The following is a 25,620-nucleotide window of genomic DNA, read 5'->3' on the forward strand; positions in this document are numbered from 1 at the left end:
GCGCACCCACCGACCGACGGGACGGATCCGCGAACCCACGCGCACCCACCGACCGGCGGGACCGATCCACGAACCCACGCGCCACACGCACCCACCGACGGCCGGGGCCGATCCGGGAACCCAAGCGCCACACGCACCCACCGACCGGCGGGACCAATCCGCGAACCCACGCGCCACGTAGGCGCGTCGTCGTGGCTGGTCGTACCCCCGTGGCCGAAGCCGTAGGGCGATAAAGCCCCGCGCTCCCCGCACGAGGCGCCCCATTTCGGTAGGTTCCGGGCATGACGAAGGCCGGAACCACCGTGGCGGCGGCCCCCGCTCCGCCGCGTGCCGCACGCCTCCCCCGGCGCCGGGGCGTCGAACTCTCCTTGCTCGTGCTCGCCGTCCTGCTGTCCGTGTACGGCTACTGCGCGGTGGGGCTGGCCCGGGCCGGCACCGTCCCGCCCGGCGCCGTCGGCTACGGCGCCGGGCTCGGTGTGCTCGCCCTGTTCGCGCATGTCGCGGTGCGCATCCGGGCGCCGTACGCCGATCCGCTGCCGCTGCCGATCGGGGTGCTGCTCAACGGGCTCGGGCTGGTGCTGATCTACCGGCTGGACCTGGAGACGCCGGGCGACCAGGCGGCCCCGACCCAGCTGGTGTGGTCCACGCTCGGGGTGGGGCTGTTCATCGCCGTCGTGCTGGTGCTGCGCGACCACCGGGTGCTCCAGCGGTACGCGTACGTCTGCGTGGTGGCCGCCCTGGTCCTGCTGGTGGCGCCGATCCTGTTCCCGGCGGTCAACGGCGCCCGGATCTGGATCCGGCTCGCCGGGTTCTCCATCCAGCCCGGGGAGTTCGCGAAGGTGCTGCTCGCGGTGTTCTTCGCCGCCTATCTGGCCGCCAACCGCAGCGCGCTCGCCTACACCGGCCGCCGGCTGTGGCGGCTGCAGTTCCCGACCGGGCGGGTGCTGGGGCCGATCCTGACGATCTGGCTGGTGAGCGTGGGCGTCCTGGTGCTGGAGCGGGACCTCGGCACCTCGCTGCTGTTCTTCGGCCTGTTCGTGGTGCTGCTCTACGTCGCCACCGGGCGCACCGGCTGGATCGCGGTCGGGCTGCTGCTGGCCGTGCTCGGCGCCGTCGCCGTGGGACGTCTCGAACCGCATGTGGGCGGGCGGATCGAGGACTGGCTGCACCCGTTCGCCACCATCGAGGCCGGGCGGGGTCCCAACCAGCTCTCCCAGTCGCTGTTCGCCTTCGCCGCCGGCGGGATCCTCGGCACCGGGCTGGGGCTCGGCCACTCCATCCTGATCGGTTTCGCCGCGAAGTCGGACTTCATCCTGGCGACGGCCGGGGAGGAGCTGGGGCTCGCGGGCCTGGCGGCGATCGTGCTGCTGTACGCGCTGCTGGTGGAGCGCGGCTACCGGGCGGGCCTCGCCCTGCGCGAGCCGTTCGGCCGGCTCCTCGCGGTCGGGCTGGCCTCGATCGTGGCGTTGCAGGTGTTCGTGATCGCGGGCGGGGTCACCGGGCTGATCCCGCTGACCGGCATGGCGATGCCGTTCCTCGCCCAGGGCGGCTCCTCGGTGGTCACCAACTGGGCGATCGTGGCGCTGCTGGTCCGGGTGAGCGACTCCGCGCGCAGCCAGTACGACGGCCGGGAGGCCCCGTGACCGGGTACGGCGGGCGGCCGATGGGGCGGTACATCCGGCACGCCTGCGTGTTCTGCGCCCTGCTGCTGGCGGCCCTGCTCGCCAACGCGACCCGGGTGCAGGTCGTGCAGTCCGGCGAGTACACCGGCAACCCGGCCAACCGCCGTGCCGCCATCGCCCGTTACCAGCAGCCGCGCGGGAACATCCTGGTGGGCGGCCGGCCGGTCACCGGGTCGCTGGACACCGGCGAGCAGCTCCGCTACGAACGCTCCTACGCCGACGGCCCGCTGTACGCGCCGGTCACCGGTTTCTCCTCGCAGACCTACGGCACCACGCTGCTGGAGCACACCGAGGACGCGGTGCTGTCCGGGAGCGATCCGATGCTCGCGCCGCTGCCGCTGTGGAACGACGTGACACGCGCCCTGAACCCCGGCGGTGACGTCGTCACGACGCTGGACCGGCGGGCGCAGGAGGCGGCGTACCGGGGGCTGGCCGGGCGCAAGGGCGCGGTGGCCGCGGTGGAGCCGGCCACGGGCCGCGTCCTGGCGCTGGTGACCAGCCCGTCGTACGACCCGGCGGAGCTGTCCGGCAACAACGAGGCGGTGGCGTCGGCATGGGCCCGGCTCAACAGCGATCCGGAGAAGCCGATGCTCAACCGGGCGGTGCGGCAGACCTATCCGCCGGGCTCGACGTTCAAGGTGGTCACCGCGGCGGCGGCGCTGGACGCGGGCCTGGTCACGGACCTGGACGAGCGGACCGACTCCCCGGACCCCTACCGGCTGCCCGGCACCGCCACGCGGCTGACCAACGAGGGCGACGGCTGCGCGGACGCCTCGGTGCGGGACGCCTTCGAGTGGTCCTGCAACACGGTCTTCGCCAAGCTGGGCGTGGACGTGGGCGTGCGGGACATGGCGACCACGGCGCAGGCGTTCGGGTTCAACGACACGAGCCTGCGCATCCCCTTCTCCGTGGCGCCCAGCACCTTCGACACCCGGGTGGACCGGGCGCAGCTCGCGCTGTCCTCGATCGGGCAGTACAACACGCGGGCCACGCCGTTGCAGATGGCGATGGTCGCGGCGGCGGTCGCCAACGGCGGTCTGCTGCGGCCGCCGTACCTGGTGGAGCGGACCACGCGGCACGGCGGCGAGCCGTTCGCCGGGGGCGGGGCCCGGCCGGGCCGGCAGGTGATGCGGCCGGCCACCGCGGCCCGGCTGGCGGAGCTGATGGCCGGGGTGGTCCGGGAGGGCACCGGCACCAACGCGGCCATCCCGGGCGCGCTGGTCGGCGGCAAGACCGGCACGGCCCAGCACGGCGTCGGCAACACCGGGGTGCCGTACGCCTGGTTCGTGTCCTGGGCGCGGACCGAGGACGCGCCGGAACCGCGGGTGGCGGTCGCGGTGGTGGTGGAGGACGCGTCGGCGGACCGGGGCGAGATCAGCGGCGCCGGGAACGCGGCGCCGATCGCGCGGGAGGTGATGCGGGCCGTGCTCGGCCGGTGAGCGCCGGGGTCTGTCGTTCCGGGCCGTACCCGGCATGCTCCGGACGGGAGGCCCCGGGCCTGTCGTTCCGGGCCGAGCCCGGCATGCTCCGGACGGGAGGCCCCGGGTCAGCCGGCGGGCCGGAGCATCTCCGAGCGGATCCGCACGGTGGTGCGGGCGGCGTCCGCCAGGTCCACGTCGGCGGGGTCGCGCACGGAGCCGTCGACCTCGCCGACGACGGCCGCCGTGTTGCCGTCCGCCCAAGCGCAGACGCCGTAGGTCAGGGTGGCCGCGGCGGTCTTCTGGCTGAGCACCTGACAGCTCACGGGAGTGTCGGCGCCGGACGGGGTGACGTCGCGCGCGGGGCGCTCCACCGTCACGCCCTCGGCCTCGGCGGCGCCCTTGAGCATGTTGCGGCGGATCGAGCCGGTGTTCTTGAACCGGCCGTACATGCCGGACACGAGCAGCACGGCCCGGGAGCCGTCGCCGGGCGGGCTGTAGCGGCCGACGACGGCGTGGACGTCCTTGACGCCCCAGGCGCCGTCGGCCTCGTCCTCGACCTCCTTGCCCTTGGTACCGGAGAGGTCCTCGGCGAGGGTGTACTCGGTGCCGAGCAGGCTGTGCGGCAGGGCGAGTTCGTGCTCCGCCGCCGGGAAACCGCTGTCGAGCGCCGCGCCGAGCACCACGAAGCCGGCGACGAGGGCCGTGACGACCCCGCCCACGATGCCGAGCACCAGTCCGGTCCGGCGCTTCTTCGGCGGCGGCCCCATCGGCGGCCCGCCCCAGGCGGGATACGGCGTCTGCGGCGGATAGGGCTGCGGGGCCGGATACGGCTGCCCGCCCTGGTACGGCTGCTGCGCCGGGTAGGGCTGCGGGGCCGGGTACGGCTGCTGCTGCGGGTAGGCCGCCTGCCGGGGGTACGGCGGTCCGTACGGGCCGGGCGCGGCCTGCGCAGGCTGCTGGCCGTAGGGCCCCGGGTACGGCGGCTGCTGCGGAGGAGGCATGGACACGCCGAAACGCTACTGCACCCGGGCGGCCCGCCCGGCACTGCGCCCCCCGCGGAACCGGCGCACACGCCGGGCCAACAAGTCGTGCGCAAGGGATTGACGGTCTTGCTGACAGGCAGTCTCATAAGAGGCAGGACTACTACCCCCGGGTAACGAGGTGAGGGAGCCATGACGACCCTGACGGAAGCGGACGCGCTGGACGGCCTGCGCGACGCGCTCGGCCTGCTCAAGGACCGGGAAGAAGTGGCCGAACGGCTGCTCGTCTCTTCCGCCAAGCACTCCTTCGACCCGGACAAGGAGCTGGACTGGGACGCGCCCTTCGAGGAGGGCAAGTGGTTCTGGCCGCCGGAGCTGGTGTCGCTGTACGGCACCCCGATGTGGCAGCGGATGAGCGAGGAGCAGCGCATCCTGCTCTCCCGGCACGAGGCCGCGGCGCTGGCCTCGCTCGGCATCTGGTTCGAGCTCATCCTGATGCAGTTGCTCGTCCGGCACATCTACGACAAGGCGGCGACGAGCGCGCACGTGCGCTACGCCCTCACCGAGATCGAGGACGAGTGCCGGCACTCCAAGATGTTCGCGCGGCTGATCGCGCGCGGCGGCACGCCCTGGTACCCGGTGAGCCGCGCCCACCAGAACCTCGGCCGTCTGTTCAAGACCATCTCCACCACGCCCGGTTCCTTCACCGCCACGCTGCTCGGCGAGGAGGTGCTGGACTGGATGCAGCGGCTGACCTTCCCGGACGAGCGGATCCAGCCGCTGGTCCGGGGCGTCACCCGGATCCACGTGGTGGAGGAGGCGCGGCACGTCCGGTACGCCCGTGAGGAGCTGCGCCGCCAGATGGTGACCGCGCCGAAGTGGTCGCAGGAGTTCACCCGGGTCACGTCGGGCGAGTTCGCCCGGGTGTTCTCGGTCGCCTTCGTGAACCCCGAGGTCTACACGAACGTGGGCCTGGACAAGCGGGAGGCGATGGCGCAGGTCAAGGCGAGCGCGCACCGGCGGGAGATCATGCAGACCGGCGCCAAGCGGCTCACCGACTTCCTGGACGACATCGGCGTCCTGCGGGGCGCGGGCCGCCGCCTGTGGCGGTCTTCGGGCCTGCTGGCGTAGGTCCGGCGGGCCCGCCGCCAGGGCGCCTGGAACGGCGCGGGCGCCGGGGCCGCCGCGCGCCCGCGGCGATTAGGCTGGCCGTCATGACCCCGTCGGCCACTCCCGCGTACCGCCGGCTCAGCGTCGAGGAGCGGCGCAGCCAGCTCCTCGACGCCGCGCTCTCCCTCTTCGCCCACCGCGCGCCCGAGGACGTGTCGCTGGACGACGTGGCGGAGACGGCCGGGGTGTCGCGGCCGCTGGTGTACCGGTACTTCCCCGGCGGCAAGCAGCAGCTCTACGAGGCCGCGCTGGGGTCGGCCGCCGAGGAGCTGCGCCAGTGCTTCGACGAGCCGCACGAGGGCCCGCTGCTGCCCCGCCTGTCCCGCGCCCTGGACCGCTACCTGGCCTTCGTCGACGGGCACGGCACCGGCTTCAGCGCGCTGCTCCAGGGCGGCAGCGTGGTGGAGACCTCGCGCACCACCGCCCTCGTGGACGGGGTGCGCCGGTCCGCCGCCGAGCACATCTACCGGCACCTGGGCATCACCGGGCCCGGCCCCCGGCTGCGCATGACCGTCCGGATGTGGATCACCGCCGTGGAGGCGGCCTCCCTGATCTGGCTGGACGAGGAGAAGCAGCCGCCGGCCGGGGAGCTGCGCGACTGGCTGGTCGAGCAGTTCGTGGCCGTCCTCACGGTCACCGCGGGCCGCGATCCGCAGACCGCCGCGCTCGTCGGCGCGCTCGCCGGGGATGGCCGAGACTGAACCCGTGAAGAGCCAGGACACCCCCTTCGAGGGCGGCCCCATGGACGGGCGCGTGCTGCCCGTCCTGCTGGGCCCCACCGGCCACCCGCCGAAGACGTACCGCATCCCCGTCCCGGACCCGGACGGCGGCCCGCCCACGGTGCTCGTCTACCGGCGGGAGCCGCGCGGGCACAGCAGGAGGCTGGGGCTGGTCCAGGGCTGGAAGTACCGCTACGACCCGGACGACCGGTCCGGCGGCGGGCTCCGGTGGCCCTGGTCCCGGCCCCGCCCGGCGCCGTCCGGCAAGCCGGGTGACACGGACGGGTGACAGCGTTGGGCCGGACCGCCCAGGCTCGGCCCCTAGGGTGTGCCGGGACATCGGATGATCACCGTCACGTCTGATTATCACCGTGCGACGGAAGGCGGAGAGCCCGCCCCCGCCCGCCCGGAGGTGATGACGTGTCAGGAATGCTCCTGCGTCTGGCCGGCACGGCCGCGGTGGCGGCCCAGGCCGTCCTCGCGCCCGTGTCCGCCGCCGCCGCGCCGGACCCGCAGCCGTCCGTCGCCCGGCTGCTGACGGACCTCCAGCGGCTGTACCGGCAGACCGAGCAGGCCACCGAGACCTACAACGCCACGACGGAGGAGCTGGAGCGGCAGCGCGCCGAGGTGGCCCGGCTGGACGCCGAACTGGTCCGCGCCCGGCTCACCCTCGGCGCCCACCGGACCGACGCCGGCCGGCTGGCCCGCCAGCAGTACCAGAGCGGCGACGGCCTCGGCCCCTACGTCCGCCTGCTGTTCGCGCCCGACCCGCAGCACGCGCTGGACGAGGGCCACGTCATCGGCGAACTGGCCCGCGAACGGGCCCGTACGGTGGTCCTGCTGACCGAGGCGGAGAAGCGCAAGGACGCGCTGGCCCGCGCGGCCCGCAAGGCCCTCGACACCCAGCTCGGCCTGGCCGGCCGGCAGCGGCGGCAGCGCGACGAGGTGCGGGACCGGCTGGCCGGCGTGGAACGTCTGCTGGCCCACCTCACCCCGGAGCAGCTCGCGGCCGTGGCCCGGCTGGAGGAGCAGGGCGTCGCCGCGGCCCAGCGGCGCCTGGCCACCGCGGGCGCGCTGCCCGACGACCGGCCGGCCGGACCCCGGGCGCGGCGCGCGGTCGGCTACGCCATGGCGCAGCTCGGCAAGCCGTACCGGTGGGGCGCGCAGGGCCCCGACGCCTACGACTGCTCGGGCCTCACCTCACAGGCGTGGTCCCACGCGGGCACCCCCATCCCGCGCACCAGCCAGGAGCAGTGGCGCCGGCTGCCGAAGGTGCCGCTGAACCGGCTGCGCCCCGGCGACCTGGTCGTGTACTTCCCCGAGGCCACGCACGTGGCCCTGTACGTCGGGGACGGCAAGGTCGTCCAGGCGCCGAGGCCGGGCGAGAAGGTCACGGTCGCGCCGCTCGCCTCCTACCCGGTGCTCGGCGCCGTACGGCCCGGCCCCGGAGGCGGGGGCGGCGGTCAGGCCCCGGTGAGCGAGCCCAGGTAGGCGGCCGCCTTGTCCGGGTCGAAGAAGAAGTCCTCGAAGTCGGCCGGGTTGTTGAAGCCGTTGGCGAAGCGGTCCGCCACCGGCTGGAGCTGCCCCGCCGCGCCGATGAGGTTCAGCACGTGCTCCGGCGGCGGCGCCAGCATGGCGTTCGTCCACTTGGTGACGTGCTGCGCGGTGGCCCAGTAGCGGTCGAACGTCTGCCGCATCCACTCCTCGTCGAACGGCTGGTCGCCCCGCTCCAGGATCGACGCCAGATACGCCGCCGCGCACTTGGACGCCGAGTTGGAACCCTGGCCGGTGATCGGGTCGTTGGCGACGACCACGTCGGCCACGCCCAGCACCAGGCCGCCGCCGGGCAGCCGGCCCACGGGGTTGCGCACGGTCGGGGCGTAGCGGCCGGCCAGCGTGCCGCCGGCGTCGGTGAGTTCCACCTTCGTGGCCCGCGCGTACTCCCAGGGCGTGAACCGCTCCATGAGTTCCAGGGTCAGGGAGAGGTGCTCCGCCGGGTCCTTGACCCCGCGGAAGGCGTCCAGCGGGCCGCCGGGTATGCCCTCCCAGAACAGGATGTCGGCGCGGCCGGAGTTGGTCAGGGTCGGCATGACGAACAGCTCGCCGACACCGGGGACCAGATTGCAGCGGACCGCGTCGAAGTCCGGGTGCTCGGGGCGCGGGCCGAGACCGTGGACGTAGGCCACCGCCAGCGCCCGCTGCGGCTCGCTGTACGGGGAGCGCTCGGGGTCGCGGGCGAACATGGACACCAGCTCGCCCTTGCCGGCCGCGACCAGCACCAGGTCGTAGGCGCGGGAGAAGTAGTCCAGGTCGCCGACGGCCGCGCCGTGGATGACGAGCTGGCCGCCGCGCTGCGCGAAGGTCTCCATCCAGCCGGCCATCTTCACCCGCTGGTCGACCGACTGCGCGTACCCGTCCAGCCGGCCCACCCAGTCGATCGCCCGCTGGGTGGGACCCGGGTCGTGCGAGCCCGGTGCGGCGACCGAGACGCCGAGTCCCTCGATCTTCGGGGCCTGGGACTCCCAGAAGTTGAGCTGGAGATCACGCTCGTGCTGGAGCGCGGTGTGGAACATGCACTGCGTCGACATCACCCGGCCGGTACGGATCTCGTCCGCGGTCCGGTTCGACATCAGGGTGACCTCGTAGCCGTGCGACTGGAGGCCGAGGGCGAGCTGGAGGCCGGACTGGCCGGCTCCCACGACGAGTATCTTCCGCATGCGGGTGAGGGCTCCTAACAGGACTACTCGGGGGTTTCGGTCAGCGCGTGGCCGACCAGCGCCAGGAGGGTCTCGATGGCCGAGATCCGCCGCCGCGCGTCCATGATCATGACAGGGACGTGCACGGGTATCGTCAGCGCCTCCCGCACGTCCGCCGGATCGAACCGCTCACTGCCGTCGAAGTGGTTCACCGCCACGACGTACGGCAGCCCGCAGCTCTCGAAGTAGTCCAGCGCCGGGAAACAGTCCTTCAGACGGCGGGTGTCGGCCATGACGACGGCGCCGATCGCGCCGCGCACCAGGTCGTCCCACATGAACCAGAAACGCTGCTGGCCCGGTGTGCCGAACAGATAGAGCACCAGGTCGTCGTCGAGCGTGATGCGGCCGAAGTCCATGGCCACGGTGGTGGTGAGCTTGTCCGGGGTCGCGGACAGGTCGTCGGTGTCCTCGCTGGCCTCGGTCATCAGCGCCTCGGTCTGCAGGGGCGTGATCTCCGAGACGGAGGTGACCAGGGTGGTCTTGCCGACGCCGAAACCGCCCGCCACCACGATCTTGGTCGCGATGGGAGCGCGGGTCCGGTCCGTCTGCCAGGACTTCAGGTCCTCGTCCGGCTCGGCGAACCCGGCGACGAGGGGCGTGCCTCCGACGGAGGCGGCGTCAGAGACGGCGGAGTCCACTCAGCACCCTTTCCAGCAGCGCGCGGTCCGGGCGGCCGGTGCCGTGACCGGTCCCGGTGCCGTACACACGGATCTTTCCCTGGTCCGCGAGATCGCTCAGGAGTACGCGGACCACGCCGAGCGGCATCTTCAGCAGCGCGGCGATCTCGGCCACCGTGCGCATACGGCGGCACAGTTCGACGATGGCCCGCATCTCCGGCATCACCCGGGTGGCGAGGCCGCCGTTCGTCAGTTCCTTGCGCTCCTCGGGGGCCTCCAGCGCCGCCACGAACGTCTCCACCAGGAGGACGTGGCCGAAGCGGGTACGGCCGCCGGTGAGCGAGTAGGGGCGGACGCGGGCGGGTTTGCGGTCCCCGCCGCGCACCGGGAGGTGGCGCTTGCCGGCCATGTCCGGGGTGCCGCTCATCGGCTGCCCCCGGCCGGCTCGGTCTCCATGGACTTCCGCAGCTCGCTGCGGAGTTCCGGGGTCAGGACGTGCCCGGCACGGCCCACGAACAGGGCCATGTGGTACGCCACGACGCTCATGTCGCACTCGGCGGACCCGTGCACGCCGAGCAGCGAACCGTCGCTGATCGACATCACGAACAGGCTGCCCTCGTCCATCGCGACCATCGTGTGCCTCACCCCGCCGTAGTCCAGCACCTTGGCGGCGCCCACGGTGAGGCTGCCGATGCCGGAGACGATGGTGGCGAGGTCGGCGGAGGAGCCGCGCGGGCCCTTCGCCGGACCGGCCGCGCGGGACTGCTCCGCGTGGGCCGGATCGGACGACAGCAGCAGCAGTCCGTCCGAGGAGACCACGGCGACGGACTGGATGCCGGGTACTTCCTCGACCAGGTTGGTCAGCAGCCAGTGCAGGTTACGGGCTTCACTGCTCAGTCCGTAAGTAGTGGGCGCGGTCAACTGCTTGCCTCCTCGGCTGTGCCCCCCGTGGCTTCTTCGGCGTGTGCGTAGCTGGCCGGCCGCCGGTGGCCGGCCGTCTTCTCGGCGATCTCCACCTCCACGTCGCGGTAGCCGGCCTCGGCACCGCGGCGGAAGCCGCCGAGCCGGCGGCGCAGGGCCTCGGCGTCGACGCCGGTGCCGCGCTGGCGGGGCGGGGCGGTGGGGGCGGTGATCTTGGGTGTGCGCTTGGGAAGACCCTTGCTGGTGAGCCGCTCCTCCGGCTCGGCGGGTTCGGCGGCCGGCGGTGCATCGGCGGGTGTCCGCGCCCCGGCCGCGTCGTCGGCGGCCGGGTGTCCCGGCCCGCCCTCCGTGCGGTTGTCGTCGTCGGATGCGGCCGGCTCGCGGGGGGTGTCCTGGCCGGCGGCCGCCGGGTGCTCCGGCGGTGCCTCCGGGAGCAGCAGCTCCATCGTCGTCTCGGCGTAGGTCTCCGCCGGGGCCTTCGGACGGGTCTCGGTGTCCCGGGCGGGCCGGGCCGCCTGCTCGTGGGCGGGCTGCTCCGCCGGGGCCGCGTCCGCGGACTCCGCCTGGCGTACGGCCTGTTCGGCCAGGGTGACCAGGGGGTCCTTGGCGCGGGCGTGCAGGACGTTGGAGTTGGCCTCGGCGTCGACGCCGGGCAGGGTGAGGGTGCCCGTGGCGCCGGGGGCCGCGGCCTGCGGCGGGAGCGCGGCGGGCGGGGCCTCGGTGAGGAGCTGTGCCGGCAGGACCACCACCGCCGCGGTGCCGCCCTGCTTCTGCTCGCGCAACTGGACGCGGACGCCGTGGCGGTGGGCCAGGCGGGCCACGACGTACAGGCCGAGTCCGACGCCGTCGCCGTCCTCGTGGTCGTGGACGGAGCCGGGGTCGAACGCGGCGAGGCGGGCGTTGAGGCGGGTCAGGCGCTCCTTCGCCATACCGATGCCCTCGTCCTGGACCGACAGCATGACCTCGCCCGACTCCAGCAGCCAGCCGGAGACCTCCACCGGCAGCTCGGGCGGGGAGAACGCGGTGGCGTTCTCCATGAGTTCGGCCAGCAGGTGGGAGAGGTCGTCGGCGGCGAAACCGGCCACGTGGGCGTGCGGCGGCAGGGCGGCGATGCGGACGCGTTCGTAGCGCTCGATCTCGCTGACCGCGGCCCGGACCACGTCGACCAGCGGCACCGGGCCGGGGTGCTGCTGGACGTGCTCGGTGCCGGCGAGGACCAGCAGGTTCTCGCTGTGCCGGCGCATGACCGTGGCGAAGTGGTCCAGCTTGAAGAGGGTGGCGAGCCGCTCGGGGTCCTGCTCGCGCTCCTCCAGGCCCTCGATGACCGCGAGCTGGCGCTCGACCAGGGTCAGGGTGCGCAGGGCGAGGTTGACGAAGGTGGAGCCGATGCCGGTGCGCAGCCGCTCCAGCTGGGCGGCGGACTCGGCGAGTTCGGCGCGCAGCTCCTCGCGGGCGTCGGCCATCTTCTGCCGCTGGCCCACCAGGTGCTTGCGGTCGGTCTCCAGGGTGCCCACCCGCTCGTGCAGGGCGACGGCGTGCGCGTGCAGGGCGTTGACCGAGCGGACCACCTGGGCGAACTCGTCGTTGCGGCCCGTGAAGGCGATCGGCTCCTGGGCCGTGGGGTCCTCGGCCCCGGCCAGGCGGGCCGAGCCGCGGCGCAGGACGGACAGCGGGCGGGTCAGGGTGCGGGCCATGGCGGTGGCGACACCGACCGCGACCAGCAGCAGGACGCCGAGGACGGCGACCCGGACCTCCAGGGCGGTGACGTCGTCGTCCCGCAGCTTCTCGAGGTCCTTGGTGCGGTGGTCGTAGAGCGCGGACTCGGCGCCGCGCATCAGGTCGACGCGGGCGGACAGGGCCGCGTCCAGCTTCTTGGCACTGGTCGTCAGCTCGCTGTCGGCGAGGGTGGGCTCGTCGGTGAGCGCGGCCAGGTACTTCTCGGCCGAGTTGACCTCGGCGCCGGTGACGGTGGAGTCGTAGGAGTCGACGGCCGCCTTGGGCGCGGTGTCCCGGAAGCCGGCGAGGGCCGCGTCGGCGCGCAGCCGGGCCTGCTGGGCGGCGGCGGTGAGCGCGTCGCGCCGCTTGCGGTCCTCGTCGGTGCCGGTGGCGGTCGTGGTGGGCAGGCCGGTGACGGGGTCGGTCACCGTCTGGGTGCCGCCCGGGACGTTCAGCGCGGCCAGCAGCAGGCCGCGGGCGGCCGCGGACTGCTGGACGGCGGAGTCCAGCTCGGCCAGGGCGTGCGCGCCGGAACCGGCCCGCGGCGGCGTCCGCTCGGCCAGTTCCTCGGCCAGCCGGTGCAGCTCGGTGATGGCCGCCGTGTACGCCTGGTGGGTCTGGAGGGCGTCGTCCTTGCCGGTGAGCGCGGCGCGGCGGACGGCGCCGATGCGGTCCAGGGCGGTGCGCAGGTCCGCCGGGGTGTCGGTGTCGGCGCGCAGCTCCTGGACCTGCCGGTCCACGCGGGCGCTGCGGTCCTCGGAGGGCGCCTTGGACTTGGGGCGGCCGGCCGCGACGTAGGAGGTGACCTGATCGCGTTCGTCGGCGAGCGAGTGGGCGAGCGTCAGCGCGTCCTGGGTGCGGGCGGCGAGCGTCACCAGCTCCTGGGAGTCGCCGACGTCCCCGGAGGCGCCGAGCAGCGCGGGCGCGCCGGCCCCGGCCACGGCGGCGGCCACCACGGCGACGGCGACGATCAGCCGGGTGCGCACATGGCGGGGGCGACCGGTGCCCATGGGTGTCTCGGGGACGGTCCCCGCGGGGGCCGTCTGACTGCCTGTGCGCCGAGGCCGCTTTTTCTGCACCGGTGCTCGCATTCCTGAACTCGTCTACCCAGGGGTCCGGGTGGCACCCCGTCAGCTCGGTGCCAGGTGGTGCGTACACCCGGTTCGTATGGTTCCCGACCCTCCCAGCGCCGGTGGGCAGTGGTCGCGCATCACCTGACCCGCCACCCGAAGGAGTGAACATCGGAGGGGAGTTGGCGGGCAAGTTCCTCTGGCGTGTGCCCGGCTCCCCCGCGGCGGGCCGGTTGGACGCGCGCGGCAGGCTTTGGCAATATTCGCCACCACGCCTTCCCGGACTGCCCTATTCCCCCCCAAATCAGGCGCCTGACCTGCGAGGTCGCGGAATTCCACCGGTGCTTGCCGGCCGTTGGCGCGCCATGTGAAGGGCTCGTGCAGACTGGCCGGATGCGCACTGATCTTGTTTCGGAACCCGGCGACCCGGGCCGCCCCAACGAGGACTTCGCCGGTGTCGGACTACCCGCCTGCGGACAGGGAGGTTGCGCGATCGTCCTGGACGGAGTGACCCCGCCCCGGGGCGGGACGGGCTGTCTGCATTCCGTTCACTGGTTCACGGCGCGGCTGGGCGGTGCGCTGACCGAACTGACCGTTTCCTGCCGAGATCTGACGCTGGCGGAGATTCTCGCGCGGGCGATCCGGCGTACCGCCGACGCCCATGCGGACACCTGTGACCTTTCTCACCCGCGGACGCCTCAGGCAACCGTCGCCCTGGCCCGCTGGTCCGCCGCGGAGGTCGAGTACCTGGTGCTGTCCGACGCCGCGCTGCTGCTGTGCGGGCCCGACGGCGGGGTCACCCCGGTGCTGGACGACCGGCTCGCCCGGCTCCCGCCCGCCGCGCTGGCCACGGAGGCCCTGGTCGACACGCGGCTGCGCAACAAGGAGGGCGGCTTCTTCACGGCCGCCGCCGATCCGGCCGTCCACACGCGGGCGGTCACCGGGGTGCTGCCCCGGCACGCGGTCCGGGCGCTGGCCGCGCTGACGGACGGCGCGGCCCGCTGGACGGAGACGTTCGGCGCGGGCGACTGGACGGCCCTGTTCGAGGTGGTCGCCAAGGAGGGTGCCCGGTCGCTGGTCGAGCGGGTGCGGGAGCTGGAGACGGCGGACCGGGAGCGGCGGGCGTTCCTGGGGCGGGGCAAGACGCACGACGACGCGACGGTGGTCTACGCGGAGCTGTGAGGCGCCCCAAGGCGTGCGGCGGCCGGGCCCGCCCGGGCGCGGGGAGCCGGCGGCGGGGCGGTCATCTGGCCATGACGCCGTTCAGCTCGTGCAGCAGCCGGGCCAGTTCGGAGACCTCGCGGCGGTCCCAGTGGGCGAGCTGGCGGACGTAGCGGGCGCGGCGGGCCTCGCGGACGGTGCCGACGCGGCGGCTGCCCTCCTCGGTGAGGGTGACGAGCCAGGCGCGGCCGTCGGCCGGGTCGGGTTCGCGGGCGACGAGGCCCAGCTCCTCCAGGGCGCGCAACTGGCGGGACATGGTGGCCTTGCCGACCCCGATGTAGGCGGCGAGTTCCGTGGCCCGCTGGCCGCCCAGTTCGTCCAGCCGGATGAGCAGGCCGTACGCGGAGGACTCCAGGTCGGGGTGGACCTCCCGGGCCATCTCGGCCTGGCTGGCCCGGGCTCGCCGCAGCAGTACGGTCAACTCGCGCTCCAGCGACAGGAATTCCTGGTCTGCACCACTGGGCGTCGCCTGGCCGGCGGCGCGCAGCGCGCCGTCGTTTGCGTCCTCGTGCACGTCAGCACCCCTGATCGGTTTCGCAGTCCTGAAAGTTTCTGTCACACGTCGCCATCACCGCAGCTCCGCCAGTATTTCGCAGGCGTAGACCAACGGCGTCGTCCGGACCCCCTTCCACGCCGTCATCTACGTGCGTAGCTTCTTTATCACGCGACGAATGGCATGCCCACGCCAGTGGCACGCGGTCAGCCCCCCACGACCCCGCCCGCTTCCCCGCTCCCCTCCCCGGAGGCACGTCATGACCGTGCTCAGACCCGGTTCCGCCCGCCGCACCCGCCCCCGCCTCTCCCGCCGCCTCACCTTCGGCTCCCCGCGCCGCCTCGCCGTCGTGGTCACGGCACTGGCCGCGGGCCTGTCCCTCACGCTCCCGCTCGCCTCCGCGCAGGCCGCGAGCACGCCCGCCCGCGGCTCCGCCTACATGGGCATGGGCGTCCTCGCCCATGACGGCCGGGACGGCACGCCCAGCACGGGCGACGCCACCCAGACCGAGGGCGTGGACGTCTCCGGCTACCAGGGCAACGTCGCCTGGTCCACCCTGTGGGGCAGCGGGGTCCGCTGGGCGTACACGAAGGCGACGGAAGGCACGTACTACACGAACCCGTACTTCGCCCAGCAGTACAACGGCGCCTACAACGTGGGCATGATCCGCGGCTCCTACCACTTCGCCACCCCGGACACCACCAGCGGCGCCACCCAGGCCAACTACTTCGTGGACCACGGCGGCGGCTGGTCCCGCGACGGCAAGACCCTGCCCGGCGCCCTCGACATCGAGTGGAACCCCTACGGCGCCGCCTGTTACGGCAAGACCGCGAGCCAGATGGTCGCCTGGATCGCCGACTTCCTCGCCGCCTACAAGGCCCGCACCGGCCGGGACCCCGTGATCTACACGGCCACGAGCTGGTGGACCCAGTGCACCGGCAACTACGGCGGCTTCGCGGTGAACAACCCGCTGTGGATTGCCCGTTACGCCGCCGACCCGGGCACCCTGCCGGCCGGCTGGTCGTACTACACGATGTGGCAGTACACCTCCTCCGGGCCGACGGTCGGGGACCACGACAAGTTCAACGGCGCCCTGGACCGGGTGCAGGCCCTCGCCAACGGCTGAGGCACCGCCCGGGCGCGCCCGGTGCCCCCGGCCGGCCGCCCGGGGGCGTTCCGGGCACACGACGGGGGCCCGGGTCTTCCTCACGGAACCCGGGCCCCGCCGTCCCGTGACGTCCGTCACGCCGCCACGGGAACCTCCGGCTCCGCGGCGCTCGTGGCGGGCGCGAGAGCCAGCTCCAGGACCTGGCGGACATCGGCCACGGTATGCACCTCCAGCGTGTCCAGCACCTCGGCCGGGACGTCGTCCAGGTCGGGCTCGTTGCGCTTGGGGATGATCACGGTGGTCACCCCGGCGCGGTGGGCGGCGAGCAGCTTCTGCTTCACGCCGCCGATCGGCAGCACCCGCCCGGTCAGCGAGACCTCGCCGGTCATGGCCACATCGGTGCGGACCAGCCGCCCGGAGAGCAGCGAGGCGAGGGCCGTGGTCATCGTGACGCCCGCGCTCGGACCGTCCTTGGGCACCGCGCCCGCCGGGAAGTGGATGTGCACGCCCCGGTCCTTCAGGCCCGCCACCGGCAGCTCCAGCTCGGCGCCGTGGCTGCGCAGGAAGCTCAGCGCGATCTGCGCGGACTCCTTCATCACGTCCCCGAGCTGACCGGTGAGGGTCAGGCCCGCCGCGCCGGTCTCCGGGTCGGCCAGGGACGCCTCCACGAAGAGCACGTCACCGCCGGCGCCGGTGACCGCGAGCCCGGTGGCCACGCCGGGGACGGCCGTACGGCGCTCGGCCGGGTCCTGGGCGGACTCGGGCACGTGGTGCGGCCGGCCGATCAGCCCGCGCAGCTCGCCGTCGGTGACCGTGCACGGCAGCTCCCGCTCGCCCAGTTCGTGCTGGGCGGCGACCTTGCGCAGCAGCCGGGCGAGGGACCGCTCCAGGGTGCGCACGCCCGCCTCGCGGGTGTACTCGCCGGCCAGCTTGCGCAGCGCGCTGTCGTCGATCGTGACCTCGGCCCGGTCCAGGCCGGCCCGCTCCAACTGGCGCGGGAGCAGGTGGTCGCGGGCGATGACGATCTTCTCGTCCTCGGTGTAGCCGTCCAGGCGGACGATCTCCATCCGGTCGGCGAGGGCCTCCGGGATGGCCTCCAGGACGTTGGCGGTGGCGAGGAAGACCACGTCGGACAGGTCCAGCTCGACTTCCAGGTAGTGGTCCCGGAAGGTGTGGTTCTGCGCCGGGTCGAGGACTTCGAGCAGGGCGGCGGCCGGGTCGCCCCGGAAGTCGGAGCCCACCTTGTCGATCTCGTCCAGCAGGACCACCGGGTTCATCGAGCCGGCCTCCTTGACGGCCCGCACGATCCGGCCGGGCAGCGCGCCGACGTACGTACGGCGGTGGCCGCGGATCTCGGCCTCGTCGCGGACGCCGCCGAGGGCGACCCGGACGAACTTGCGGCCCATGGCGTGGGCGACGCTCTCGCCGAGGCTGGTCTTGCCGACGCCGGGCGGGCCGACCAGGGCGAGCACGGCACCGCCGCGCCGCCCGCCGATGACGCCCAGGCCGCGGTCCGCGCGCCGCTTGCGCACGGCCAGGTACTCGGTGATGCGCTCCTTGACGTCCTCCAGGCCCGCGTGCTCGGCGTCCAGCACCGCCTTGGCGCCCTGGATGTCGTACGCGTCCTCGGTCCGCTCGTTCCACGGCATCTCCAGGACGGTGTCCAGCCAGGTCCGGATCCAGGAGCCCTCGGGCGACTGGTCGGAGGCGCGCTCCAGCTTGTCGACCTCCTTCAGCGCGGCCTCGCGGACCTTCTCCGGCAGGTCGGCGGCCTCCACGCGGGCGCGGTAGTCGTCGCTCTCCTCGGCCGAATCCCTGGAGTTCTCGCCGTTCAGCTCGCGCAGCTCCTTGCGGACGGCCTCGAGCTGACGGCGCAGCAGGAACTCGCGCTGCTGCTTGTCGACGCCCTCCTGGACGTCCTTGGCGATGGTCTCGGCCACCTCCTGCTCGGCGAGGTGGTCGCGCAGTTGCTGGGTGGCCAGCCGGAGCCGGGCCACCGGGTCGGCGGTCTCCAGCAGTTCGACCTTCTGGTCGGTGGTCAGGAACGGCGAGTAGCCGGAGTTGTCGGCCAGCGCGGACACGTCGTCGATGGCCTGGACGCGGTCCACGACCTGCCAGGCGCCGCGCTTCTTCAGCCAGGTGGTGGCGAGCGCCTTGTACTCCTTGACCAGTTCGGCGACGTGGCCCGGCAGCGGCTCCGGCACGCTCTCCCCGACGCTTGCGCCCTCGACCCAGAGCGCGGCGCCCGGTCCGGTGGTGCCGGCGCCGATACGGACCCGGCTGCGGCCGCGGACCAGGGCCCCGGGGTCACCGTCGGCCAGCCGTCCGACCTGCTCCACCGTGCCGAGGACGCCGGTCTTCGCGTAGGTGCCGTCGATCCGCGGCACCAGCAGGACCCTGGGCTTGCCGGGTTCGGAACGGGCGGCGGCCTGCGCGGCCTCCACCGCGGCCCGCACCTCGGCGTCGCTCAGGTCCAGTGGCACCACCATGCCGGGCAGTACGACCTCGTCGTCGAGCGGCAGCACGGGCAGGGTCAGCGTGAACGCCGGTGACTCAGCAGCCATGATCTCCCCTTAGGCAGTCAACTTGAGCTATGCCGACTCAATGTTCTGGCGGCTCCCGATGTTCCCGAAGCGGTGTTCGCTCTGAGCGATCACCTGCCGGCCGCCACTCGTCCGTGGACGTCCCGCGCAATTCCCGTGAACGTCCGGCCCTGTTCGAGCAGGATGGGGGCCATGACTGCCGTGTACGACACTCCCGTGGTCCTGGACCGGCGCGACGGCCCGTACGGCGAGGTGGTGCTGCGCCGGCACGGCGCGCTGCTGCAGATCATCGCCAACGGCTGCTTCCTGATGGACACCTCCGACGGCCGCTCGGAACGCCTGCTGGTGGACGCCGCGCGCACCGCGCTGGACGGCCGCCCGGCGCCGGAGGTGCTGATCGGCGGGCTGGGCGTGGGCTTCTCGCTCGCACACGCCGCGGCCAATCCCCGCTGGGGCCGGATCACCGTGGTGGAGCGCGAGCCCGCCGTCATCGACTGGCACCGGGACGGCCCGCTGTCCGCGCTGTCCGCCGCCGCACTCGCCGACCCGCGCACCCGGATCGTACGAGCCGATCTCGTGGCGTACGTCAATGAGACATCCGACACGTTCGACGCGCTGTGCCTCGACATCGACAACGGCCCCGGCTGGACCGTCACGGAGGACAACGACGGCCTGTACTCACCGGACGGACTCGCCGCCTGCGCACGGGTGTTGAGACCCGGCGGGGTGCTCGCGGTGTGGTCGGCCGAGCCCTCTCCGGAATTTGAAGGAACCTTGCGGAATGCCGGGTTCCAGCAGGTGCGTACCGAAGAGGTGCCGGTTGCCCGGGGCGTTCCCGACGCCGTCCACCTCGCCGTCCGGCCTGGATAGCGACAGCGCGGTGAGTCCCCGTAATGTGCTGCCCTGACGCGGATCATTCAAGCGTCAAACGCAGACATGGGATCACCCCACGGATTCCGGAAAGCAACAACAGGGGCGGGCGATGGAGCAGACACACACCTCCCAGAGCGGCGCGGCGACGACCACCCCCGGCGCACAGCGCCGGGTGCTGGTCGTCGAGGACGATCCCACGATCGTCGACGCCATCGCGGCCCGGCTCCGTGCCGAGGGATTCCTGGTGCAAACGGCGGGGGACGGTCCGGCCGCCGTCGACACGGCCGAGGCCTGGCAGCCCGATCTGCTGATCCTCGACATCATGCTGCCCGGCTTCGACGGCCTCGAGGTGTGCCGGCGGGTGCAGGCCCAGCGGCCGGTGCCGGTGCTGATGCTCACCGCGCGGGACGACGAGACGGACATGCTGGTCGGGCTGGGCGTGGGCGCCGACGACTACATGACCAAGCCGTTCTCCATGCGGGAGCTGGCGGCCCGTGTGCACGTGCTGCTGCGCCGGGTGGAGCGGGCCGCGCTGGCCGCGACCACGCCCCGGTCCGGCATCCTGCGCCTGGGCGAACTGGAGATCGACCACGCCCAGCGCCGGGTGCGGGTGAAGTCCGAGGACGTCCACCTGACGCCCACCGAGTTCGACCTGCTGGTGTGCCTGGCGAACACCCCGCGCGCGGTGCTCTCCCGGGAGCAGCTGCTCGCCGAGGTGTGGGACTGGGCGGACGCCTCCGGCACCCGCACGGTCGACAGCCACATCAAGGCGCTGCGCCGGAAGATCGGCGCCGAGCGGATCCGCACCGTGCACGGTGTGGGCTACGCCCTGGAGACACCGACCCCGTGAGCGGCGGCGGGCGCCAGGCCGCACGGAGGAGCCCCGGGACCCTCGGCGAGGAATCCTGGGGCGGCGTTCGCCCGTTCTCGATCAAGACCAAGCTGGGCGTGCTGGTCGTCATCGCGGTGCTGATCACCACCGGGCTGTCCATCGTCGCGGTGCACACCAAGACGGAGCTGCGCTTCATCACGGTCTTCTCGATGATCGCCACGCTGCTCATCACGCAGTTCGTGGCGCACTCGCTCACCATGCCGCTGGACGAGATGAACGCGGTGGCCCGCTCCATCTCGCACGGCGACTACACGCGCCGGGTGAAGGAGCACCGCCGCGACGAACTCGGCGACCTGGCCCAGACGATCAACGTCATGGCCGACGAGCTGGAGGCCCAGGACAACCAGCGCAAGGAACTGGTGGCGAACGTCTCGCACGAGCTGCGTACCCCGATCGCCGGGCTGCGCGCGGTGCTGGAGAACATCGTCGACGGGGTCACCGAGGCCGATCCGGAGACCATGCGGACGGCCCTGAAGCAGACCGAGCGGCTCGGCCGGCTGGTGGAGACCCTGCTCGACCTGTCCCGGCTGGACAACGGCGTCGTCCCGCTGAAGACCCGGCGGTTCGAGGTGTGGCCGTATCTGTCGGGCGTGCTGAAGGAGGCCAACATGGTCGCCTCGGCGCGCGCGGGCATCGCCTCCGGCTCGGGCAGCCACACCCGCAAGGACGTCCATCTGCACCTCGACGTCTCGCCGCCGGAGCTGACCGCGCACGCGGACCCCGAGCGCATCCACCAGGTCGTCGCGAACCTGATAGACAACGCGGTCAAGCACAGTCCCGCGCACGGCCGGGTGACCGTGAAGGCGCGGCGCGGGCCGCAGCCGGAGTCACTGGTGCTGGAGGTCCTGGACGAGGGCCCGGGCATCCCCCGGTCCGAGTGGCACCGGGTGTTCGAGCGGTTCAACCGGGGTGCCGTCACCCGGCCGCACGGCCCGGGCAGCGACGGCGGCACGGGCCTGGGGCTGGCCATCGCCCGGTGGGCGGTCGATCTGCACGGCGGCCGGATCGGTGTGGCCGAATCCGAGCGGGGCTGCCGGATCATCGTCACTCTCCCAGGACTGACTTCCCTGCCGGGTTGACGTACAGTCCGCACCGGAAGCTCAAGATCCACGACGGGGCCGCCGCCGCTCGGCGCAGGCGGACACGTGTGATCAGGGCAGGCCCGGGCACACGTCGAACGACAGTGCGCCGGGCCCGTGCCGGCGCACCCTCTCACCTGCCGAACCACGCTTGTTTCCCGCCATATCAAGCCCCGAAACAAGATTTCCGATGTGACTTACACGACGATGACCTTGCTCGACCTGACCTTCCCCGCCAGGGAGGCGTAGCCTTTATTCCCGCTGTCCATCACCTTGTGAAGCGGAAGAGGGCGGTTGCCGCCGTGTCGCCACAGTCCCCCAGTAACTCATCGAGCGCCCCCGGCCTCCGGCCGGGCGGTACCCCCACCACCGACGACCGAGCCGGGAAGAACCCCGCCGCCGCGTTCGGTGCGAACGAATGGCTCGTCGACGAGATCTATCAGCAGTACCTCCAGGACCCGAACTCGGTGGACCGAGCCTGGTGGGACTTCTTCGCCGACTACAAGCCGGGGGCTCCTGCCACCCCGGCCCCGGCGGGCACCGCGGCCACGGGGGCCGCGGAGACCACCTCCCGCACGGCCGCGCAGGCCGCCCCGGCCCCGGCCGCCCAGGCCGCCGCCCCGGCCCCCGCGCAGGCACCGGCCCCCGCGGCCCCCGCTCCCGCGGCGCAGGCCGCCCCGGCCAAGCCGGCGCAACCCGCACAGGCGCCCGCTCAGCCGAAGGCCGCCGCACGGCCCGCTCCCGCTCCCGCCAAGGATGCGAAGGAAGCGCCCGAGGGCCCCGAGCTGGTCACGCTGCGCGGCCCGGCCGCCGCCGTGGCGAAGAACATGGACGCCTCGCTGGAGATGCCGACCGCCACCTCGGTCCGCGCCGTCCCGGTGAAGCTGCTGTTCGACAACCGCATCGTCATCAACAACCACCTCAAGCGCGCCCGCGGCGGGAAGATCTCCTTCACGCACCTCATCGGGTACGCGATGGTGCAGGCCGTCAAGGCCATGCCCGCGATGAACTGGGCGTTCGGCGTCAAGGACGGCAAGCCGACCCTGATCAAGCCGGCGCACGTCAACCTCGGCCTGGCCATCGACCTGGTCAAGCCCAACGGTGACCGCCAGCTCGTCGTGGCCGCCATCAAGAAGGCCGAGACGCTGAACTTCTTCGAGTTCTGGCAGGCCTACGAGGACATCGTCCGCCGCGCCCGCGAGGGCAAGCTGACGATGGACGACTTCTCCGGCGTCACGGTCTCCCTGACCAACCCCGGCGGCCTCGGCACCGTGCACTCCGTGCCGCGGCTGATGCCCGGCCAGTCCGTGATCATGGGCGTCGGCGCCATGGACTACCCGGCGGAGTTCCAGGGCACCAGCCAGGACACCCTGAACAAGCTCGGCATCTCCAAGGTCATGACGCTCACGTCGACCTACGACCACCGGGTGATCCAGGGCGCCGCCTCCGGCGAGTTCCTGCGCAACGTCGCGAACCTGCTGCTCGGCGAGAACGGCTTCTACGACGACATCTTCGAGGCGCTGCGCATCCCCTACGAGCCGGTCCGCTGGCTCAAGGACATCGACGCCAGCCACGACGACGACGTCACCAAGGCCGCCCGCGTCTTCGAGCTGATCCACTCCTACCGGGTCCGCGGCCACGTCATGGCCGACACCGACCCGCTGGAGTACAAGCAGCGCAAGCACCCCGACCTGGACATCGTCGAGCACGGCCTCACCCTGTGGGACCTGGAGCGCGAGTTCGCCGTCGGCGGCTTCGCCGGCAAGTCGATGATGAAGCTGCGCGACATCCTCGGCGTGCTCCGCGACTCGTACTGCCGCACCACCGGCATCGAGTTCATGCACATCCAGGACCCCAAGCAGCGCAAGTGGATCCAGGACCGCGTGGAGCGCCCGCACTCCAGGATGGAGCGCGAGGAGCAGCTGCGGATCCTGCGCCGGCTGAACGCGGCGGAGGCCTTCGAGACCTTCCTGCAGACCAAGTACGTCGGCCAGAAGCGCTTCTCCCTGGAGGGCGGCGAGTCCGTCATCCCGCTGCTCGACGCGGTGATCGACTCCGCCGCCGAGTCCCGGCTGGACGAGGTCGTCATCGGCATGGCCCACCGCGGCCGGCTGAACGTGCTGGCCAACATCGTCGGCAAGTCGTACGCGCAGATCTTCCGCGAGTTCGAGGGCAACCTCGACCCGAAGTCGATGCACGGCTCCGGCGACGTGAAGTACCACCTGGGCGCCGACGGCACCTTCACCGGCCTGGACGGCGAGCAGATCAAGGTCTCGCTGGTCGCCAACCCCTCCCACCTGGAGGCGGTCGACCCGGTCCTGGAGGGCGTCGCCCGCGCCAAGCAGGACATCATCAACAAGGGCGGCACGGACTTCACGGTCCTGCCGGTGGCGATCCACGGCGACGCGGCCTTCGCGGGCCAGGGCGTGGTGGCCGAGACCCTGAACATGTCGCAGCTTCGCGGCTACCGCACCGGCGGCACGGTCCACATCGTCATCAACAACCAGGTCGGCTTCACCGCGGCCCCCGAGTCCTCGCGTTCCTCCATGTACGCGACGGACGTGGCCCGCATGATCGAGGCCCCGATCTTCCACGTCAACGGCGACGACCCCGAGGCCGTCGTCCGCGTGGCGCGGCTCGCCTTCGAGTTCCGCCAGGCGTTCAACAAGGACGTGGTGATCGACCTCATCTGCTACCGCCGCCGCGGTCACAACGAGTCGGACAACCCGGCCTTCACCCAGCCGCTGATGTACGACCTGATCGACAAGAAGCGCTCGGTGCGCAAGCTGTACACCGAGTCCCTGATCGGTCGCGGCGACATCACCCTGGAAGAGGCCGAGCAGGCCCTCCAGGACTACCAGGGCCAGCTGGAGAAGGTCTTCACGGAGGTCCGCGAGGCCACCTCCCAGCCGGCCGCCGGGGACGTCCAGGCGCCGCAGGACGGCTTCCCGGTCACGGTCCCGACCGCGGTCTCCGCCGAGGTCGTCAAGCGGATCGCCGAGTCCCAGGTCAACGTCCCGGACAACATCACCGTCCACCCGCGCCTCCAGCCGCAGCTCCAGCGGCGCGCGGCGATGGTCGAGGACGGCACGATCGACTGGGGCATGGGCGAGACCCTCGCCATCGGCTCCCTGCTGCTGGAGGGCACCCCGGTCCGGCTGGCCGGCCAGGACTCCCAGCGCGGCACGTTCGGCCAGCGCCACGCGGTGCTGATCGACCGGGAGACCGGCGAGGAGTACACCCCGCTGCAGTACCTCGCCGAGGACCAGGCGCGGCTGAACGTCTACAACTCGCTGCTGTCGGAGTACGCGGCGATGGGCTTCGAGTACGGCTACTCGCTGGCCCGCCCGGACGCGCTGGTGATGTGGGAGGCGCAGTTCGGCGACTTCGTCAACGGCGCCCAGACGGTCGTCGACGAGTTCATCTCCTCGGCCGAGCAGAAGTGGGGCCAGACGAGCGGTGTCGTGCTGCTCCTGCCGCACGGCTACGAGGGCCAGGGCCCGGACCACTCCTCCGCGCGCCCCGAGCGGTTCCTCCAGCTCTGCGCGCAGAACAACATGACGGTGGCCATGCCGACCTCGCCGTCGAACTACTTCCACCTCCTGCGCTGGCAGGTGCACAACCCGCACCACAAGCCGCTGGTCGTCTTCACCCCGAAGTCGATGCTGCGTCTTAAGGCGGCGGCGTCGAAGGCGGAGGAGTTCACGACCGGCGGGTTCCGCCCGGTCATCGGCGACAGCACGGTGGACCCGGCCGCGGTCCGCAAGGTCGTCTTCTGCGCCGGCAAGGTCTACTACGACCTGGAGGCGGAGCGGGTCAAGCGCGGCGTCACGGACACGGCGATCATCCGCATCGAGCGGCTGTACCCGCTGCCGGGCGACGAGCTCCAGGCGGAGGTCAACAAGTACCCGAACGCCGAGAAGTACCTGTGGGCGCAGGAGGAGCCGGCGAACCAGGGTGCCTGGCCGTTCATCGCGCTCAACCTGATCGACCACCTGGACCTGGCGGTCGGCGCCGACATCCCGGCCGGCGAGCGGCTGCGGCGCATCTCGCGCCCGCACGGCTCGTCCCCGGCGGTCGGCTCCGCCAAGCGCCACCAGGCGGAGCAGGAGCAACTGGTGCGTGAGGTCTTCGACGCCTAGCCGTCCCGCCTGAGGGCCCGGTACCGAGTTCCCACTCGGCACCGGGCCCTTCTGTGTGTCCGGGCCCGGATCGGCGCCGCGGAGGGCCGGGGTCGGTGCCGCCGGCCCGGCCCGGCGCCGCGGACGGCCGTGCCGGGGTCGCCGGCCCGCACGGCGCCGCGGGGGGCGTGGCGCCGACCGGAGGTCCGGTCCGGCGCCGCGGGGAGGGTGGCCGGGG

At 72.8% G+C, this 25,620-nt stretch carries 20 protein-coding genes; 12 read left to right on the forward strand and 8 right to left on the reverse strand.

Annotated elements, in window-relative coordinates; translation table 11 throughout:
* Positions 1-281 precede the first annotated feature (281 nt).
* Positions 282-1,643 carry an FtsW/RodA/SpoVE family cell cycle protein gene (locus ACZ4SV_RS01060; RefSeq protein ID WP_468000486.1) on the forward strand — a complete coding sequence of 454 codons (1,362 nt, stop codon included), beginning with the start codon at positions 282-284 and terminating at the stop codon, positions 1,641-1,643.
* 20 nt (positions 1,644-1,663) lie between these two features.
* Entirely contained in the window at positions 1,664-3,121 is a 1,458-nt protein-coding gene (locus ACZ4SV_RS01065; protein WP_468001279.1) for a penicillin-binding transpeptidase domain-containing protein, read from the forward strand.
* Positions 3,122-3,228: 107 nt separating this feature from the next.
* Here the strand turns inward: ACZ4SV_RS01065 and ACZ4SV_RS01070 are convergent, their stop codons facing one another.
* Entirely contained in the window at positions 3,229-4,104 is an 876-nt protein-coding gene (locus ACZ4SV_RS01070; protein WP_468001281.1) for a hypothetical protein, read from the reverse strand.
* A 171-nt stretch (positions 4,105-4,275) separates the two neighbouring features.
* Between ACZ4SV_RS01070 and ACZ4SV_RS01075 the strand changes: the two genes are divergently transcribed.
* From ACZ4SV_RS01075 to ACZ4SV_RS01090, 4 genes are all read left to right on the forward strand, one after another.
* A complete protein-coding gene (locus ACZ4SV_RS01075; protein ID WP_468000488.1) occupies positions 4,276-5,214 on the forward strand; it encodes an AurF N-oxygenase family protein in 939 nt (312 codons plus the stop codon).
* 83 nt (positions 5,215-5,297) lie between these two features.
* Positions 5,298-5,954, forward strand: coding sequence for a TetR/AcrR family transcriptional regulator (locus ACZ4SV_RS01080; protein WP_468000490.1), 657 nt, complete (start codon positions 5,298-5,300; stop codon positions 5,952-5,954).
* Between the two features lie 4 nt (positions 5,955-5,958).
* Positions 5,959-6,261: a hypothetical protein gene (locus ACZ4SV_RS01085; RefSeq protein WP_397940168.1), complete on the forward strand. Its 303-nt coding sequence runs from the start codon at positions 5,959-5,961 to the stop codon at positions 6,259-6,261.
* A 131-nt stretch (positions 6,262-6,392) separates the two neighbouring features.
* Entirely contained in the window at positions 6,393-7,463 is a 1,071-nt protein-coding gene (locus tag ACZ4SV_RS01090; protein ID WP_468000493.1) for a C40 family peptidase, read from the forward strand.
* Here ACZ4SV_RS01090 and ACZ4SV_RS01095 read toward each other — a convergent pair.
* Genes ACZ4SV_RS01095 through ACZ4SV_RS01115 form a run of 5 tightly spaced genes read right to left on the reverse strand, consistent with a single transcriptional unit; the run spans position 7,436 to position 13,061 of the window.
* Positions 7,436-8,689, reverse strand: a complete 1,254-nt coding sequence (locus ACZ4SV_RS01095) for a styrene monooxygenase/indole monooxygenase family protein (protein WP_397940171.1) — start codon at positions 8,687-8,689, stop codon at positions 7,436-7,438. The genes ACZ4SV_RS01090 and ACZ4SV_RS01095 overlap by 28 nt on opposite strands.
* 23 nt (positions 8,690-8,712) lie before the next feature.
* A complete protein-coding gene (locus ACZ4SV_RS01100; RefSeq protein WP_365878047.1) occupies positions 8,713-9,366 on the reverse strand; it encodes a GTP-binding protein in 654 nt (217 codons plus the stop codon).
* Entirely contained in the window at positions 9,347-9,772 is a 426-nt protein-coding gene (locus tag ACZ4SV_RS01105; RefSeq protein WP_365878045.1) for a DUF742 domain-containing protein, read from the reverse strand. Before ACZ4SV_RS01105 ends, ACZ4SV_RS01100 begins: the two co-directional genes overlap by 20 nt.
* Positions 9,769-10,266: a roadblock/LC7 domain-containing protein gene (locus ACZ4SV_RS01110; protein WP_365878043.1), complete on the reverse strand. Its 498-nt coding sequence runs from the start codon at positions 10,264-10,266 to the stop codon at positions 9,769-9,771. Before ACZ4SV_RS01110 ends, ACZ4SV_RS01105 begins: the two co-directional genes overlap by 4 nt.
* Positions 10,263-13,061, reverse strand: a complete 2,799-nt coding sequence (locus ACZ4SV_RS01115; protein WP_468000496.1) for a sensor histidine kinase — start codon at positions 13,059-13,061, stop codon at positions 10,263-10,265. The genes ACZ4SV_RS01110 and ACZ4SV_RS01115 overlap by 4 nt, the downstream gene beginning before the upstream one ends.
* Positions 13,062-13,445: 384 nt before the next feature.
* Here ACZ4SV_RS01115 and ACZ4SV_RS01120 point away from each other — a divergent pair, with 384 nt between their 5' ends.
* Positions 13,446-14,234 (forward strand): protein phosphatase 2C domain-containing protein, encoded by a 789-nt coding sequence (locus tag ACZ4SV_RS01120; protein WP_468000498.1) that lies wholly within the window; start codon positions 13,446-13,448, stop codon positions 14,232-14,234.
* Between the two features lie 61 nt (positions 14,235-14,295).
* Here ACZ4SV_RS01120 and ACZ4SV_RS01125 read toward each other — a convergent pair whose 3' ends face one another.
* Entirely contained in the window at positions 14,296-14,787 is a 492-nt protein-coding gene (locus tag ACZ4SV_RS01125; RefSeq protein ID WP_365878037.1) for a MarR family winged helix-turn-helix transcriptional regulator, read from the reverse strand.
* A gap of 238 nt (positions 14,788-15,025) precedes the next feature.
* Here ACZ4SV_RS01125 and ACZ4SV_RS01130 point away from each other — a divergent pair, with 238 nt between their 5' ends.
* Positions 15,026-15,892, forward strand: a complete 867-nt coding sequence (locus ACZ4SV_RS01130; RefSeq protein WP_468000501.1) for a lysozyme — start codon at positions 15,026-15,028, stop codon at positions 15,890-15,892.
* Between the two features lie 116 nt (positions 15,893-16,008).
* Here the strand turns inward: ACZ4SV_RS01130 and lon are convergent, their stop codons facing one another.
* The gene (gene lon / locus ACZ4SV_RS01135; RefSeq protein ID WP_468000503.1) at positions 16,009-18,438 is read right to left on the reverse strand and encodes an endopeptidase La; all 2,430 of its coding nucleotides are present in this window, start codon (positions 18,436-18,438) and stop codon (positions 16,009-16,011) included.
* Between the two features lie 171 nt (positions 18,439-18,609).
* Here lon and ACZ4SV_RS01140 point away from each other — a divergent pair, with 171 nt between their 5' ends.
* The 4 genes from ACZ4SV_RS01140 to ACZ4SV_RS01155 all read left to right on the forward strand — a co-directional run bounded on the left by ACZ4SV_RS01140 (position 18,610) and on the right by ACZ4SV_RS01155 (position 25,403).
* Positions 18,610-19,287, forward strand: coding sequence for a spermine/spermidine synthase domain-containing protein (locus tag ACZ4SV_RS01140; RefSeq protein WP_468000505.1), 678 nt, complete (start codon positions 18,610-18,612; stop codon positions 19,285-19,287).
* A gap of 112 nt (positions 19,288-19,399) precedes the next feature.
* Positions 19,400-20,140 carry a response regulator transcription factor gene (locus ACZ4SV_RS01145; RefSeq protein ID WP_171152889.1) on the forward strand — a complete coding sequence of 247 codons (741 nt, stop codon included), beginning with the start codon at positions 19,400-19,402 and terminating at the stop codon, positions 20,138-20,140.
* Positions 20,137-21,261 (forward strand): sensor histidine kinase, encoded by a 1,125-nt coding sequence (locus ACZ4SV_RS01150; protein ID WP_365878027.1) that lies wholly within the window; start codon positions 20,137-20,139, stop codon positions 21,259-21,261. The genes ACZ4SV_RS01145 and ACZ4SV_RS01150 overlap by 4 nt, the downstream gene beginning before the upstream one ends.
* A gap of 302 nt (positions 21,262-21,563) precedes the next feature.
* Positions 21,564-25,403, forward strand: coding sequence for a multifunctional oxoglutarate decarboxylase/oxoglutarate dehydrogenase thiamine pyrophosphate-binding subunit/dihydrolipoyllysine-residue succinyltransferase subunit (locus ACZ4SV_RS01155; RefSeq protein WP_365878025.1), 3,840 nt, complete (start codon positions 21,564-21,566; stop codon positions 25,401-25,403).
* Positions 25,404-25,620 lie beyond the last annotated feature (217 nt).

Source organism: Streptomyces sp. NPDC027672 (genome assembly GCF_055566335.1).

Excerpts from the sequence above, each read along its gene's own strand:
- ACZ4SV_RS01060 (WP_468000486.1), top strand. The coding sequence starts at position 282 with ATGACGAAGGCCGGAACCACCGTGGCGGCGGCCCCCGCTCCGCCGCGT.
- ACZ4SV_RS01065 (WP_468001279.1), top strand. The coding sequence starts at position 1,664 with ATGGGGCGGTACATCCGGCACGCCTGCGTGTTCTGCGCCCTGCTGCTG.
- ACZ4SV_RS01070 (WP_468001281.1), bottom strand. The coding sequence starts at position 4,104 with ATGCCTCCTCCGCAGCAGCCGCCGTACCCGGGGCCCTACGGCCAGCAG.
- ACZ4SV_RS01075 (WP_468000488.1), top strand. The coding sequence starts at position 4,276 with ATGACGACCCTGACGGAAGCGGACGCGCTGGACGGCCTGCGCGACGCG.
- ACZ4SV_RS01080 (WP_468000490.1), top strand. The coding sequence starts at position 5,298 with ATGACCCCGTCGGCCACTCCCGCGTACCGCCGGCTCAGCGTCGAGGAG.
- ACZ4SV_RS01095 (WP_397940171.1), bottom strand. The coding sequence starts at position 8,689 with ATGCGGAAGATACTCGTCGTGGGAGCCGGCCAGTCCGGCCTCCAGCTC.
- ACZ4SV_RS01105 (WP_365878045.1), bottom strand. The coding sequence starts at position 9,772 with ATGAGCGGCACCCCGGACATGGCCGGCAAGCGCCACCTCCCGGTGCGC.
- ACZ4SV_RS01120 (WP_468000498.1), top strand. The coding sequence starts at position 13,446 with ATGCGCACTGATCTTGTTTCGGAACCCGGCGACCCGGGCCGCCCCAAC.
- ACZ4SV_RS01130 (WP_468000501.1), top strand. The coding sequence starts at position 15,026 with ATGACCGTGCTCAGACCCGGTTCCGCCCGCCGCACCCGCCCCCGCCTC.
- lon (WP_468000503.1), bottom strand. The coding sequence starts at position 18,438 with ATGGCTGCTGAGTCACCGGCGTTCACGCTGACCCTGCCCGTGCTGCCG.
- ACZ4SV_RS01140 (WP_468000505.1), top strand. The coding sequence starts at position 18,610 with ATGACTGCCGTGTACGACACTCCCGTGGTCCTGGACCGGCGCGACGGC.
- ACZ4SV_RS01145 (WP_171152889.1), top strand. The coding sequence starts at position 19,400 with ATGGAGCAGACACACACCTCCCAGAGCGGCGCGGCGACGACCACCCCC.